9 protein-coding genes are annotated in these 14,677 nt (G+C 72.3%); 6 read left to right on the forward strand and 3 right to left on the reverse strand.

Annotated elements, in window-relative coordinates; translation table 11 throughout:
* The first annotated feature begins 36 nt into the window (after window positions 1-36).
* From ACFQUZ_RS20810 to ACFQUZ_RS20825, 4 genes are all read left to right on the forward strand, one after another.
* Complete coding sequence (locus ACFQUZ_RS20810) at window positions 37-672, forward strand: TetR/AcrR family transcriptional regulator (RefSeq protein ID WP_377444766.1); 636 nt, start codon at window positions 37-39, stop codon at window positions 670-672.
* Between the two features lie 196 nt (window positions 673-868).
* Window positions 869-2,548 (forward strand): right-handed parallel beta-helix repeat-containing protein, encoded by a 1,680-nt coding sequence (locus tag ACFQUZ_RS20815; RefSeq protein ID WP_377444768.1) that lies wholly within the window; start codon window positions 869-871, stop codon window positions 2,546-2,548.
* Window positions 2,549-2,745: 197 nt separating this feature from the next.
* Entirely contained in the window at window positions 2,746-3,996 is a 1,251-nt protein-coding gene (locus ACFQUZ_RS20820; protein ID WP_377444771.1) for a type VII secretion protein EccE, read from the forward strand.
* A 194-nt stretch (window positions 3,997-4,190) separates the two neighbouring features.
* Window positions 4,191-5,168, forward strand: coding sequence for a hypothetical protein (locus ACFQUZ_RS20825; RefSeq protein WP_377444774.1), 978 nt, complete (start codon window positions 4,191-4,193; stop codon window positions 5,166-5,168).
* Between the two features lie 51 nt (window positions 5,169-5,219).
* Here ACFQUZ_RS20825 and eccCa read toward each other — a convergent pair whose 3' ends face one another.
* A complete protein-coding gene (eccCa, locus tag ACFQUZ_RS20830) occupies window positions 5,220-9,173 on the reverse strand; it encodes a type VII secretion protein EccCa (RefSeq protein WP_377444776.1) in 3,954 nt (1,317 codons plus the stop codon).
* A gap of 155 nt (window positions 9,174-9,328) precedes the next feature.
* Here eccCa and eccD point away from each other — a divergent pair, with 155 nt between their 5' ends.
* Window positions 9,329-10,738 carry a type VII secretion integral membrane protein EccD gene (gene eccD / locus ACFQUZ_RS20835; protein WP_377444778.1) on the forward strand — a complete coding sequence of 470 codons (1,410 nt, stop codon included), beginning with the start codon at window positions 9,329-9,331 and terminating at the stop codon, window positions 10,736-10,738.
* A 63-nt stretch (window positions 10,739-10,801) separates the two neighbouring features.
* The gene (gene eccB, locus ACFQUZ_RS20840; protein ID WP_377444780.1) at window positions 10,802-12,208 is read left to right on the forward strand and encodes a type VII secretion protein EccB; all 1,407 of its coding nucleotides are present in this window, start codon (window positions 10,802-10,804) and stop codon (window positions 12,206-12,208) included.
* 75 nt (window positions 12,209-12,283) lie between these two features.
* Here the strand turns inward: eccB and ACFQUZ_RS20845 are convergent, their stop codons facing one another.
* Both ACFQUZ_RS20845 and ACFQUZ_RS20850 read right to left on the reverse strand, forming a co-directional pair.
* On the reverse strand, window positions 12,284-13,594 hold the full coding sequence (locus tag ACFQUZ_RS20845; protein WP_377444782.1) for a S8 family serine peptidase: 1,311 nt from the start codon (window positions 13,592-13,594) through the stop codon (window positions 12,284-12,286).
* Between the two features lie 180 nt (window positions 13,595-13,774).
* Window positions 13,775-14,677, reverse strand: coding sequence for a hypothetical protein (locus ACFQUZ_RS20850; RefSeq protein WP_377444785.1), 903 nt, complete (start codon window positions 14,675-14,677; stop codon window positions 13,775-13,777).

The following is a 14,677-nucleotide window of genomic DNA, read 5'->3' on the forward strand; positions in this document are numbered from 1 at the left end:
CTACATCCGTAGAACGGCCGACGGAAGGGGTGCGACGTGGCGGCACGCGGTGACCGGATCGCGCTGCTCGCGGACGCCGCGATCGAGATCGTCGCCGAGGGCGGCATGCGCGGGCTGACCCACCGGGCCGTCGACGCGCGAGCCGGCGTACCGCTGGGCACCACCTCCGCGTACCTGCGGACCCGCCGGGCGCTCGTCGAGGCGGTGGTGCGGCGCGTCGCCGACCTCGACCGGGCCGACCTGGCGGCCAACCAGCTCCCCGACGGACCGGAACCGCCGGTGGACCCGACCCCGCTGTCCACCGCCGACCTCGACCACCTCGCCACCGGCATCGCGGCCACCCTGGACGCCTGGCTCAGCACCGGGAGGCAGCGGACCCTGGCCCGGTACGCCTGCCTGCTGGAGGCCAACCACCATCCCGAGTTGCGGCGAATCCTGGCGCACGGCGACGCCTCCCGCGCGCAGGCCCGGGCCCTACTCGGCCGGATGGGACACCCACGCCCGGACCGGGCCGGCGTCTGGTTCGTCTCCTTCGTCGACGGCCTGCTGTTCGACCGGCTCATCGGCGCCGGGGCCCGCACCGCACCGCCACCGGGCACCCCGGAGCACCGGGCCGACCTGCGGGACGCCATCCGGACGCTGCTGCACGCCATGGCCGAGCCGGTCAACTGAGCCACAGACGACCCGGCGGCGGGCCCGAGCCGGGCGATGATCACGTCATTCGGGCGGCGGGTAACCTGGGGCCCGATGTCACAGTCCCGGGCCGGCCAGCGACTTTGACACAGGCCCGGTCGTCGATTCCGCCGGTGCTCCGGCACCGGTAGCCTCGACACAGGATTCCCTCCGACCGAACCCACCGAGTGGAGCCATGGCGCGCACACTTACCGTCTCGGCACAGCAGGCCGGGGCGTACCCGACGATCCGGGACGCCCTCGAAATCGCCACCGACGGCACCGTCATCAGCATCGACGCCGGCACCTACACCGAGGCCGTGCGGGTCAGCCGGGCGGCGGTGACGTTGACCGCCGCCGGCGAGGCCGGTTCGGTGACGATCGACGCGACGGAGGCCGGCGGCCCGGCGGTCGCGTCCGTCGGCGCCGATCTCACGCTGCGCGGCCTGGTGCTCAAGGCGGCGGATTATCCGGCCGTCAGCGCCCGCGGCGGGCGACTGACGGTGGAGAATTGCGAGGCGAGCGCGCGGTACGGGGCGGGCGTCAGCGTCACCGACGGTGCCGCCCTCACCGCCACCGACGTACGGATCCCCGGTGGCCAGCACGGCTTCGTGTTCGAGGACGCGGAGGGCCTGCTGGACAAGTGCGAGGTGCGGGACGTCTCCGACGACGGGATCATCGTCCGGCTCGGCGCCAACCCGACGATCCGCAACAGCACCGTGGCGGACTGCGGTTACCGCGGGCTGTACGTGTACCAGGGCGGCCGGCCCACGATCGAGCGCAGCGACATCTTCCGCACCGGGGACGTCGGCATCGCGGTGGCCCACGGCAGCTCCCCCACCATTGTGGACAGCTGGGTGCACGACACCAGCGGTGTCGGGATCCTGTTCGGCGCCGGCTGTGCCGGATCGGTCACGGGCACCCGGGTGGAGGACACCGCGCCCCCCGGCATCCAGGTGGAGGAGGGCGCCACCCCCACCATCAAGGCGTTCGACGGTGCCGGCGGCGCCCCCAAGGTCGGGATCGCGGCCGTCGAGGGAGCGACCCACCAGGACGCCGAGAAGGTGGAGAAGCTGCTCGCCGAACTCGACTCGATGATCGGCCTGGCCAGCGTGAAGAGCGAGGTGCGGGCGCTCATCGACGAGATCCAGGTGAACGAGTGGCGGCGCAACGCCGGGCTGGCCGTCGGTGCGGCCAGCCACCACCTCATTTTCACCGGTGCGCCGGGCACCGGTAAGACCACCGTGGCCCGGGTCTACGGCCAACTACTCAAGGCCCTCGGCGTGCTGCCGAACGGGCAGTTCAAGGAGGTTTCCCGGCGGGACCTGGTCGGCCAGTACATCGGGCACACCGCGGAGAAGACCAACTCTGTGTTCGAGGAAGCGATGGGCGGCGTCCTGTTCATCGACGAGGCGTACACCCTGTCCCGGTCCGCCGGCACGGGTGCGGACTTCGGCCAGGAGGCGATCGACACCCTGGTGAAGCTCATGGAGGACCACCGGGACAAGGTGGCCGTGATCGTCGCCGGCTACACCACCGAGATGCTGGACTTCCTCGACGCCAACTCCGGCCTGGCGTCCCGGTTCGCGAAGACCCTGGAGTTCGAGAACTACGACCCGGACGAACTCGTCCTGATCGTCCGGCGCATCGCCGGCAACGACGACTACCTGCTCGGCGAGGGATTGGACGAGGCCCTGCACGAGTGGTTCAGCCAGATCGAACGGGACCGCAACTTCGGCAACGCCCGCGAGGCCCGGAAGCTGATCGAGGGTATGCGCAAGGCCCAGTCCGGTCGGTTGCGGGCGCTCGGCCGGATGCCGAGCCGGGACGACCTGCGGACCCTCATGCTCGACGACCTCCTGGCCGCCACCCGATGAGTTGAGCGGCCGACCGGCCACGGTGGAGCGGCCGGTGCGGCGACGGGCACGGCTCCCGGCGCGCGGCCCGGGGGCCGACGCCGACGGTGGACGGCGGGGCGGGCCGACGGGCCAAGCCGGACTTCTATGATGAGGTGGCACCCTGAGGGGGCCACGGGTGGCGTCCCGAGCGGGCGAGGCAGGGGGTAGGAGCCGGCATGACCGAGCGGAACGGCAACACCGTCGCCAGCGCGCCACAGCCGGCTCGCGACGTCGTCCGGACCGGTACGGCGGAGGCCGTGCTGCGTCCCCGGCGGCGGCCCGGCCACCTCGGCTCGCTGCACGTGATGCAGCTGCTTGCCGTGGAGGCCGCCATCGTGGCGGTACTGGCCAGCCTCGCCAGCGGAATCGCTGTCGTGATCGGGGCGGGCGTCGCGGCGGTTCTGCTGCTCGCCCTGGCGCTGGCCAGGCATCGCGGCCGATGGTGGCTGGAACGGCGGTTGATCCGGCGGGACCACCGGCGCCGGCGCCGCAATCCCGGTGGGACGACCGGTGACCGCAGACTGGACGCGCTCCGGGTGTTGGCGCCCGGCCTGTCCGTCGAGGACGTGAAGACGCCCAGCGGTGCGCGCGTCGGCGTGGCCCGGGACTCCGCCGGCTGGTACGCCGTCGCCGAGGTGAGCCGGGCTCCCGGCGACAGCCCCACGGAGGTGCCCGTCGACACGCTGGCCGAGGCGCTGATGGACGTCGACCAGCCCGGCGCCGTACTCCAGGTGGTCGTGCAGACCGTTCCCGCGCCCAGCGTGGACACCCACCCGTCGGTGCCGGCCGGATATTCGTACCGGCATCTGATCGCCAACTTCGGCGGCGAGCAGATCCCGGCTGACCAGACCACCTGGCTCACGGTACGGCTGGACGCCCGATCGCTCGCCGAGGCGATGGGTCAGGACGGCAGCGCCCTGGACGAGGCGCCGGCGTTGACCGCGGCGCTGGCCCGCCGGGTGGCCCGGTCGCTCACCCGTCATCGGCTAGGGCATCGCCTGCTCGACGCCGAGGCGCTGGTGCACGCCCTGGCGCGATCCTGCGATCTGGAGCCGCTCGCCGAGATAACCGAGCCGGTGCGGCCCAGGGAAGACTGGACCCAGTGGCACTCGGCCCGGCTGACGCACCGCACCTTCTGGGTGCGGACCTGGCCGGAGGTGGACCAGGTGGGCACCGTGCTGCGCGCGATGACCGGGGTGCCGGCCGCCATGAGCACCATCGCGCTGACCCTCATGCCGGAGCCGCGCTCCGGTCTGCTGGACCTGCGCGGGTTGGTCCGGATCGCCGCACCCGCCGCCGAACTGGGCCAGGTCGCCCACCTGGTGGGCACCGGCGCCCGGCAGGCGGGGGCCGACTTGTTCCCGGTCGACGGCGAACAGGGGCCGGCGGTGTACGCCTCCGCCCCGACGGGGGGCGGACCACGATGAGCCAGGGACCCGACCACCACCGCGGTGACGACCGGTACCCGGCGCCACCGAACCCGGTCCGGCCGTCCGTCGGTCGCGCCTCCGTCCGGCCGGACCAGGGCGCCGACGCGGCGCCGGGTGGTCCCGGCAGCCCGGCGGGTCCGGCCGTACCGAACCCTCCAGGGGTCGGGCGGGCCGGCGTCCAATCCGCGGCGATGGCCGCCGCGCCCCCGCCGCACCAGACAGCCGTCCCCCAGCAGGCTGCGCACTCGGGCACCGTGGTCGGCCGGGAGGCCGCCATCCCCGCGCCGCCCGTTCCGGCACCGGCACAGCAGCAGGCCGCCGCTCCGGTGGCCACCGCACAGGCCGCCGCCCAGGCGGTCGCCGCACGCTCGACCCGAGCGGTTTCCGGCGCCACCCCTCTGGCGCAGCCACGGTCGGCCACCGAAGCCGGCCAGGAGAACCGGCCCCCCACGCCCGACCCGTCCGCGCCCGAGGACGCGGGCGCGCCGGGCCGGCTCTCCCGGCTACACATCCAATCCCACCTGGTGTCCGTCCCGGCGCTCGCCCGGTTCCGGACACCGGCCTCCGCCAACGGGCTGATCCTCGGAGTCGACCAGCAGAAGGCGGCGGTCGCGGTCCCGTTCTTCCGGTACGAACCGACCCGGGTCGCGGTCATCGGCGGGGTGTGGGCCGGCAAGCTCATCGCGTTCCGAGCGCTCGCCCTGGGCGCCCGGGTCGCCGTGATCACGGCCGAGCCGTTCCTCTGGCAGGGGTTCGGCGAACGCGCGACCGGGCGGCAGGACCGGGTGACCATCTTCGCCGCCGAGCAGCACCTCGCCTTCAACGCGACCGCGCACCAGCCGGTTCTCGTCGTCCACGACCTCGGCGTCACCGGCGCCTCCGCCCCGCAACCGCTAGGCGCCTGGCAGACCCACCTCACCGTGTTGCGCCGGCTGGACCGCCGCGGGTTGCCGACCGTGCAGGCGGCCGATCTGGCGATCATGCAACGGCTCGACGCCGCGGAGGCTTCGCTGGCGGTGAGCGCGTTGCGGCTGACCGGTCCGACGAACCATTACCTGCAGATGATGAACGAGGACATGCTGGCCACCGCCAGCGGCGGCACGGAGCGATACCTGTGGTGCGCGCAGACCGAGGCGGAACGGCAGCAGATCGGTACGCCGCGCCGCTGAATGCGGGCCCCTCGCTGACGCTCAGCGTGGAGCGAGGGGCATTCCGCGCACTCAGCCGGCCGGCGGCATCCAGGCGAGCTGCACGAGCCGGGCGCCGTCCCGGCGGGTGATCAGCCAACCGCGGCCCGGCGGCAGCAGCTGCGGCTTGATGTTGCCGAACAGCGGCCCCTCCTCCTTGGGACCGGAGAGCATCAGACCCGGCGAAGCGAGTTCCCGGATCCGAGCGATCACCGGGTCGAACATCGCCCGGCTGGCGCCGCCGATCCGGCGAGTGATCACCACGTGCAGGCCGATGTCCCGGGCCTGGGGCAGGAACTCCAGGAGCGGGGCGAGCGGGTTCACCGAGGCGCTGGCCACCAGGTCGTAGTCGTCTACCAGCAGGTACAGCTCCGGCCCCGACCACCAGCTCCGGTTGCGCAACTGCTCCTGCGTCACCTCCGGGCCGGGCAACCGCTCCTGCATCACCGTGGCCACCTGCTTGACCAGGTCGGCGGTGGTCTGCTGCGAGGTGCCGTAGCCGATGAGATGCTCGGTCTCGACCGACCCCAGCATGCTGCGCCGCTGGTCCACCAGGATCAGCCGCGCCTCGCTGGGCTGGTAACTGGTGATGATCGAAGTGGCCAGGCTGCGCAGGAACCCGCTCTTGCCGCTCTCGATGTCGCCGAACAGCAGCACGTGCGGCTCGGCGTCGAAGTCGAGATACACCGGGCCCAGATCGGTCTCGGCGATACCGATCGGCAGCCGGCCACGCCGGGGCGCGGGCAGGGCGGCGTACGGCAACTCGGCCGGCAGCAACCGGACCGCCGGCGCCGGCGGACCGTTCCAGTACGCCTGCGCGTACTTGACGAACTCGGAGACCGCGTCGGACAGGTCGTCCACCCGCTGCACCCCGTCCAGCCGGGGGATGCCGGTGAGGAAGTGGAACCCGTCCGGGGTGAGCCCTCGGCCGGGGGTCCCCTCCGGCACGTTCACCGCCGCCCGGCGGTTGATCACCGAGTCGCTCGGCTCGCCCAGCCGCAGCTCGATCTTCGTGCCGAACGAGTCGCGGACCGCGGGCCGGATCTCCATCCACCGGTTCGCCGACCCGAGGACGTGGATGCCGAAACCGAGGCCGCGGCTGGCCAGCTCGCTCACCATCGGCCGCAGGTCCTCGAAGTCGTTCCAGAGGGTCTCCCAGCCGTCCACCACAAAGAAGACGTCACCGAACTGGTCCTCGGTGTAACGCCCCTGCTGCTTGGCCCGCCGGTAGGCCGCGATGCCCTCGATCCCGTCGGTGCCGAACTGCGCCTCCCGGGTCTGCATCAGTCCGTACAGCTCGGCCACCGTCCGGCGGACCGCGTCGACGTTCCGCCGGCTGGCCACCCCGCCGATGTGCGGCAGGCCGGCCATCGCGATGAGACCACCGCCGCCGAAGTCGAGCCCGTAGAACTGCACCTCACGCGGGGTGTGCCGGATCGCCAGGCTGCCGACAAGCGTACGCAGGAACGTGGTCTTGCCGCTCTGCAGGCCCCCGACCACCACGACGTTGCCGCCACCACCGGACAGGTTGAGCCACATCGGCTCGCGGGCCTGCTCGAACGGCTTGTCGATGATGCCGACCATCCCATGCAGCGCGGTCTGCGGGTCGAGGTTCTGCGTGGTGAGGCCACGCTCGGGCGAGTGCACGATCGGAGCCATGAGCTGGCCCAGGGTCGGCGGATCCTCCAGTGGCGGCAGCCACACCTGGTGCGCCGCCATGCCCTGACCCTCCATCCGGCTCACCAGCACGTCCATCAGGGTCTCGCCGACGGCTGTCTCCTCGGACTCGCCGGTCTCGGTGGGGGCGTCGTCGCGTGGCGGGGCGACATAGTAGGTGGTGAAGTCGCGTACCGGATCGACCGGGCGACCGCCCACGGTCGGCTGGCTGCCGTCCTGCCTGATCACCCCGGAGACGTACGCGGCGCGGAACCGGATCAGCCCTTCGGTGCCGGTCCGCAGGTAGCCGTGCCCCGGCGACCGCGGCAACTCGTACGCGTCGGGAACGCCGAGCACCGCCCGGCTGTCCATCGAGGAGAAGGTCCGCAACCCGACCCGGTACGACAGGTGAGCCTCCAGCCCGCGCAGCCGGCCCTCCTCCAGCTTCTGCGAGGCGAGCAGCAGGTGGATGCCGAGCGACCGGCCCACCCGACCGATCTGCACGAACATGTCGACGAAGTCCGGCCGGTCGCTGAGCAGTTCGCTGAACTCGTCCACGATGAGCAGCAGGCTGGGCAGCGGGTCGAGGGGCACACCGGCGGACCGGGCCCGCTCGTAGTCCCGCTGGGAGGCGTAGTTGCCCGCGTCCCGCAGCAGTTCCTGCCGCCGGGTCAGCTCGCCCTGGATGGCGCCGAGCATCCGGTCGAGCAGCGGCAGCTGGTCCTTCAGGTTGGTGATGACGGCGCTGGTGTGCGGCAGCCGGTCGAGCGAGTTGAACGTCGCACCGCCCTTGAAGTCGACGAGCACGAAGTTGAGGATCTCCGAACTGTGCGTGACAGCGAGGGCGAGCACCAGCGTTCGCAGCAGCTCGCTCTTGCCGGAACCGGTGGCGCCGACCAGAAGGCCGTGTGGGCCCATGCCGTCCTGCGCGGACTCCTTGAGGTCGAGTTCGATGGGCCGCCCGTCGGGCCCCACCCCGATCGGCACCCGGAGCCGGTCCCGGTTGGGACGGTTGGCCCAGGCCCGGTCCAGATCGAAGTCGTACGGCGAGCCGAGGTTCAGCAGTTCGGAGAGGCCGAGGTCGACGGTGACGCCACCCCCGGCATCGGAGTACGAGGTGGCGGACAACCGCAGCGGCGCCAGCTCCCGCGCCAGGACCTCGGCCTTGTCCAGGTCCAGTGAGTCGGCCTGGCCGACCTCCGTGGCACCGTCCATCGTGGTACCGGTGATCAGGCCCTCGGGGCCGATGTCCAGCACGACGGAGCTCTCGTCGAGCAGCCGGGGGGGCTGGTTCGACAGATCAACTATGGTGACGCCGGCCACGCCGCCCTCGGTCATCAGGTGGTCCGAGCCGGCGGTGGAGCCGCCGTCGATGACGACGACGACGTGCGGACCGGCCACCGGCCCCGCCGACGGCTCGAACCGCGGCCGGTTGGCCAGCACGTCGTCAAGCATCGCCTCCAGCGACGCGACCGACGGCGCGAAGAGCCGGATCGGTCCGATGGCGTCGAGTTTGGCGGGGTGCTGCGCCTGCGGCAGCCACTTGGCCCAGTCCCAATCCCGACGCTGGTCCTCGGCGACGCAGACCGCGATCAGCAGGTCGTCCGGGGCGTGGAAGGTGACGATCTGGGCGAGCAGGGCGCGCAGCAGGGGACGGACCCGCCCGTCGGCGCCGCGCAGGTAGACATGCGAGAAGTCGCGCAGGGCGATGGCGACCGGCAGGTCCGGGACGACGGAGTAGGTGGCCACGAACTTCCGCAGCGCCATGGCGCACAGCGGCTCCAGTTCGTCCACGGGCCGGGTCTGCGGCGGGACCAGCGGCGTCGCCACCTCCTGGTCACCGAGTCCGATCCGGACCACGGTGAAGTCGGCGTCGGCGCGTCGGCGCTCCCAGAGCCGGCCCCCGGTGACCGTCGACCACAGCATCTCCGGGGCGGGGTGCCGGTAGTGGACGGCCTCCTGCTGCTCCCGGATCGTAATGCGGATCTGCGCGCGCATCTGGGACAGCTGGCGCATGTACTGCCGCCGGGCCTCGATCATCTCCTTCTTGCCCGGCCCGGACTGGTTCATGAACATCATGGCCATCATGCCGATGATCGAGACGCCGTACATGCCACCGGCCACGTACATCAGCGGTCCACTCCGGCCGCTGGCGCCCATCATCAGGCCCATCGCCGCGGCACCGGCCGCCATGGGCAGCACCATGAGCATCCGCGACCACCCCTTGCCAGCGGCGGTGGGGGTCTCCGGGGGTGGCTCGAGCATCACCTCGCCGGACGGCAGTGGCGGCGCCGGGCGGCGGGGCGGACGCTTGACGATTACCGATGTCACCGCATGACCTCCCCTGCGTCCACGGCTCGGCGCGCGGCCAATCCTATAGACGGCTACCCAGGGTTGGACGCCCCCGGTAGGGATACCGTGACATGCTAGGTTGGGCGCGCTCAAGACGGCGGTTCCAAGCGCAGGGCGCGGGGGAGGTGACCAGCGTGACGGCCCCGGGCGGTCTCGGTCTGGCGAGAGTTACGGTGGCGGCACCGAAACGACGGATGGACGTCGCGCTGCCGGACAACCTGATCGTCGCGGAACTGCTTCCGCATCTCCTCCGGCACGCTGGTGACGATCTCGGGGACATCGGCGACAAGCACGGCGGTTGGGTGCTTCGCCGAGCCACCGGCGCGCTGCTGGAACCCGGCCGCAATCTGTCCACCCAGGGCGTCCGCGACGGCGAGTTGCTGCACCTCGCTCCGGCCCGGGAAGACTGGCCGGAACTGGCGTACGACGACGTCGTCGAGGTGATCGCGGGTGGTGCCCGCCGGGCCGGGCGGTCCTGGGGCAACGCCGCCACCCGCCGGTGCGGTCTGGCCGTCGCGTCGGTCACGCTCGGCCTCGGTGCGGCCGTGCTGTTGCTGTCCGGCCCACCCTGGCCGCTGGTCGCGGTGGTGGGGCTCGCCCTGGCCGCGGCCCTCGTCGTCGGTGGCATGCTGCTGGCCCGGGCGGTTGGCGACGCGGTCGCCGGTGCCGTGCTGGCCGCCTGCGCGCTGCCGTACGCGTTCGTCGGCGGCGGCCTGCTCGTGCTGTCCGCCGATGCTCCGCTCGGCGACTTCGGCGACACCAGTCTGCTGCTCGGTTCGGCGGCGTTGCTGACGGTCGGCGTGGCGGGTTACACCGGTGTCGCCGCCGTGCAACGGCTGTTCATGGCCGGGATCGCCGCCGGTCTGACCGGGCTGTTGGCCGCCCTGCTCAGCCTCGCCGGCATGTCCGCCTCGGGAGCGGCAGCAATCGCGCTGACGATGGTGCTCGGGCTGCTCCCCGGTTACCCCCTGATCGCCAGTTGGCTGGGTCGGCTGCCGGTGCCCGAACTTCCGGACCGCCCCGAGGAGATCCTGCGTGACCGTCCGGTGCCCAAACGGGCCGACGTGTTCTCCGCGGTGGCCCGGGCAACCGAGATTCTCACCGGTCTGCTGCTGTCCGCCGCCGTCTGCAGCGCCGTGGCGATCGTCTTCCTGCTCACCGTCGACTACAGCACCGCGGCCGGGCTGCTGTCCGGGGCCGGGGTGCTGGCGCTGCTGCTCCGGGCCCGGCTCTTCGCGCTGCCCCAACAGCGGATCCCGCTGTTGGCCAGTGGCGGTCTCGGAGCGACCCTGCTGCTCCTCGGCGCCACGATGAGCGTCTCCACGGGCGCCCCGCGGCTGCTGCTCGTGTTGGTCATCGCGCTGGTCGCGGCGGCCGTCCTGGCGGCCGGGCTGACCTACAGCCGGCGGACCCCGTCGCCGTACCTGGGACGGACGGCCGACATCGTCGACGTGCTCGCGATCATGGCACTCATCCCGCTCGCCTGCGCGGTGTTCGGGCTTTTCAACACCATCCGGGGGATGTTCGCCTCGATCGGCGGCTGACGCCGGCGGGCGACGCGGCACGGCCGGCGACGCGGCAGCGACCGGTGGAGAGGAAAGGCTCAGATGGCGACTCGACGCGATCAGCTTCAGTCGTACCAGTTCATGACGCAGCGGGTCATCTCCGCGTTCGTGATGCGGGAGACCGATCCGGCGCAGTCGCCGCTCCGGCGCGGCATCGGCGCCATCTTCGGCGGAGTGATGATCGCCATCCTGGTCGGGGCCGGCTTCGGGGTGTACGGAATCCTCACCAAGGTCGGCACCGACAAGTGGCGGACCGAAGGGTCGGTCGTCATCGAAAAGGAGACCGGCGCCAGTTTCGTCTACATCGGTGACGCCCTGCACCCGACACTCAACTACGCCTCCGCCATGCTGGCCGCCGGACGGCCGAATCCGCCGGTCTTCCGGGTGGCGGCGAACTCGCTGGGCAAGGCGAAGCGGGGCATCACGGTAGGGATCCCGGGTGCCCCGGATTCGTTGCCGTCGGCCAAGAAGCGAGCTGGCCTGCCGTGGAGCGCCTGCGCCGTACCGGGCGGGAGGGGAGCCGGCCAGCCGGCCAACGACACCCTCGTCGCGGTCTCGGTCGCACCCGAGGGCGGGCGGGTTCTGGGTGACGAGGGCCTGCTGGTACGGGATGCCAAGCAGGAGCGGACATATCTGCTCTGGCATGGCCGACGGCACCTGTTGCAGCAGTCGAACGTCGTGGTGACGACGCTGTTCGGGGCGGCCACCCCGGCGGAGGCCGGTTCCGCCTGGCTGAACACGGTACCCGCGGGGCTGGACATCGGGACCATCCCGGTGCCCGGCCGGGGTGAGACGTCGAAGGCGGTGCCGACCTACAAGATCGGCGACGTTCTGGTCTCCACCACCGGCACCGGCAAGCAGTTCTATCTGGTGTTCGACGACGGCCTCGCTCCCATCACGGCAGTCCAGCAGCTGATCCTGCAGGCGGACCAGAACACCAAGCCGATCGACGTGGGGGTGAGCGAGACGACGGACGCCCCGCGAAGCGCCCGGTTGCGCCCCGACAACACGGCCGGTCAACCACCGGCGACCCCACCGACGCTTGTCAGCCCCGCCGGAGACGAGCAACTCTGCGCGGTCACCGGCGACGCCGCGGCGCCACCGCAACTCGTCGTCGGCGGCACCCTGCCCGGTGCGGACGCGGCGACGGTGACGGTCGGTGGCGGTGCTGGCGGGACGGCGCTCGCCGACCGGGTGTTGGTGCCGGCCGGCCGGGTGGCCATCGTCCGGGTGATGACCGGACCGAACGCCGCCGCCGGCCCGCACTATGTGATCACCGATCTCGGCATCAAGTACGCCGTGCCGTCCGGCGACGCCCTGCAACTGTTGGGATACACGCCAGGGCAGGCGGTCGCCGTACCCACCGCTCTCGTGTCCCGGATCCCGAGCGGCCCGGCGCTGGACCCGGCCGCCGCGCTGCTTCCGGCGCTCAACGCCACTGGCCGCTGACCGGCCGGCGCCCACCCAGCGCCGAACGCTGCGCCGGCTCCGGACATCGGTCCCGCCGCGAGCGTCGGTGGCTGGTCAGACCGGCGTGCGGTCGTCGAAGAGCTGGACCGGCGGCGCCGGTTCCTCCGGCTCGTCCCGGCGCGTCGGCGGGGCGACCACGGCGGGACGCCACCGACGTCGACGGGCACGCGGCACGGTCATCGCGACCGCGACGACACCGAGCACGACCACGAGGGCCAGCACCGCGCCGGTCATCGCGATCTTTCGCCGGCGGATCTCCTCCGGTGACTCGCCGGTGTCCCCGCGGGTGACCGCCGGCAGCGCCACGGGGCTCGCGTCGGAGAGCTGGTCATTCGCCGCGGCGTAGGGATTGACGATGCCCCGCCCCTGCCCGATCCCCGCGGCCGGCGGCGTGGCGGTGGCGGTCAACCGGTTGGCCAGTTCGGCCGGCGACAGGTCACCCTGCTTGGCGCGTACCAGAGCCGCCGCCGCCGCGACCAAGCCGCACGCCACACCGGTGTCGTTGGCCACGGTCAGTCCTCCGCCGCGTTGCAGGGTAACCACTTCCCCACCGGGCGCGACGATGTCCACATAGGCACCGAACTGGGACGAGGCCAGCCGCTCGCCGGTCTGGGTGATGGCCCCCACCCCCAGTACGCCGTCGTAGGACGCCGGATAGGGCGGCGGGTTCCCACCTTGCTCGTCGGCCCGGTCACCCACCGCCGCGACGACAAGCACACCACCGTCGAGCGCGCGGCTCACCGCGGAGCGCAGGGCCGGACTGTCCGTATAACTGGGCACCGGTACGGCGACGATGTCGGCGCCCCGGTCCACCGCCGCGGTGATCCCCCGAGCGAGCACAGCCGGCTCCACCTGGATCTCACCCGAGATCTGGTCGGGCAGGACACGGACCGGCAGGATCCTGGCGTCCGGGGCCAGGCCGCTGAAACTGCCCGAGCCGGCTCGCCGGGCCGCCAGGACAGCCGCGACCTGCGTGCCCGTGCCCTGGCAGTCGGTGTCGGCGCCGGCCCGGTTGGCCACGGCGTCGAACCCCGACTCCACTCTCCCGGCGAGCTGGGGTCGGTCACCGTCTACACCGGAGGCCAGAACGGCGACGGTGACGCCGCGACCCCGGGAGAACGGCCACACGCCCTCATGGTTGAGCCACTGCTGTGCCCATGGCACCGCGTCGTCCGGCACCTCACCCGGCTTGGCGCAGTTGTCATCCGGAGCGGCCACCCGGAGCGCCGGCCCGGCGGCCGCCGCCGGAGCGGCAGTCACCGCCAGAGCGGCAGCGGCCGGCACCGGGGCGACGGAGAGCAGGAAGCCGGCGGCCAGCGTCACGGCCGCGGCGCGGCGCGGCGGTCGGTTGGGCAGTCGTTGCACGACCCGGTCTCGGCATCGGCCCCCACGGTCACCGGCCAGTCGGGCCGTTCCAGATCCCGCCGGACCGGGAACGGCCGGCAGCCCACGCCAACGCTCCGCATCCATCTCCAACGCCATGTCGCCCCTCACCGCATATGTTCGCGGAGCCTCATCCAGAGCTGGTCCGCCGCGCCATCACCGTCACGACTTGCGGAACCGGTCCGCCATCCGCTCCTGGTACGCCATGCGGGTCCGCTCCAACTCGGCCCTGGTGAACTGCTCCGGACGCTGGTCGCGGGCAGCCCGTCCGTGGGTCGTCCAGAACGCGCTGTCGGGGACCGCGTCCGCCCCCTCCGGAATGAACTTCATCACTTCGATGACCGCCGCCACCGCCACCGCGAACGACAGCCGCAGCCCCGGCTCGGCATCCGGGTCCCCGGTGGACTGCGACGAGGCGTCGTCCAGGGCGGCGTCGGCGATCAACCGCCACTGCCCCGCGTCGAACAGCTGGGACGGCTCGGATCCACCGAAGAAGACGATGTCGTCCTCGGCCGGCAGGGCGGGCCGCTCCGGCAGTCGGAAGACGAACTCCCGCTCGCGGTCACATCCGCCGCACGTTCCGTGGTAGCGCCGCGCCGGGACACTTTCGTCGCTGGTCAGGGCGTTTTCCCAGGCCACATCCACCCGGCCACACACGCACGGGTGAAGGTCCAGGTAAAGGTGTGCCTCGTCCCTGGAACGGACGACCGGCTGGGCCATCTGTGCGCCCTCCCCCTCGCTCGACCGGGTCAAGGTAACAGGCGGAGCACCGCCGTCGTCACCCGAGGAGCACCTGTCGTCAGCCTCCCAGCGGGGCGGTCCGCCGGCCCGCACCTCGAGCACGTCCAGCAACGGACCGGTGTCGGTCATGTCGCAGAGCGACCTGGTGAGTTCCTGGGTCTGGCCGGCAGCGGCCGACAGACTCGGCGCGGTTGTGGGCGTGCTTCCGGAGGCCGACGGCGCCGTGTCCGCCTGGTTGCCGGAGCCACCATCGGGCGACCCGCAGGCCATTGTGCCGCCGATCAGTGCCACCGTCAGGAGCACCGTCGCCGCACGCTGAGCCAC

The sequence above is a fragment of the Plantactinospora sp. GCM10030261 genome (genome assembly GCF_042666615.1).
Classification (GTDB): Bacteria; Actinomycetota; Actinomycetes; order Mycobacteriales; family Micromonosporaceae; genus KBS50.

What these genes read in the sequence shown, in the direction of transcription:
- ACFQUZ_RS20815 (WP_377444768.1), top strand. Translation starts at nt 869, where the DNA reads ATGGCGCGCACACTTACCGTCTCGGCACAGCAGGCCGGGGCGTACCCG.
- ACFQUZ_RS20820 (WP_377444771.1), top strand. Translation starts at nt 2,746, where the DNA reads ATGACCGAGCGGAACGGCAACACCGTCGCCAGCGCGCCACAGCCGGCT.
- ACFQUZ_RS20825 (WP_377444774.1), top strand. Translation starts at nt 4,191, where the DNA reads ATGGCCGCCGCGCCCCCGCCGCACCAGACAGCCGTCCCCCAGCAGGCT.
- eccB (WP_377444780.1), top strand. Translation starts at nt 10,802, where the DNA reads ATGGCGACTCGACGCGATCAGCTTCAGTCGTACCAGTTCATGACGCAG.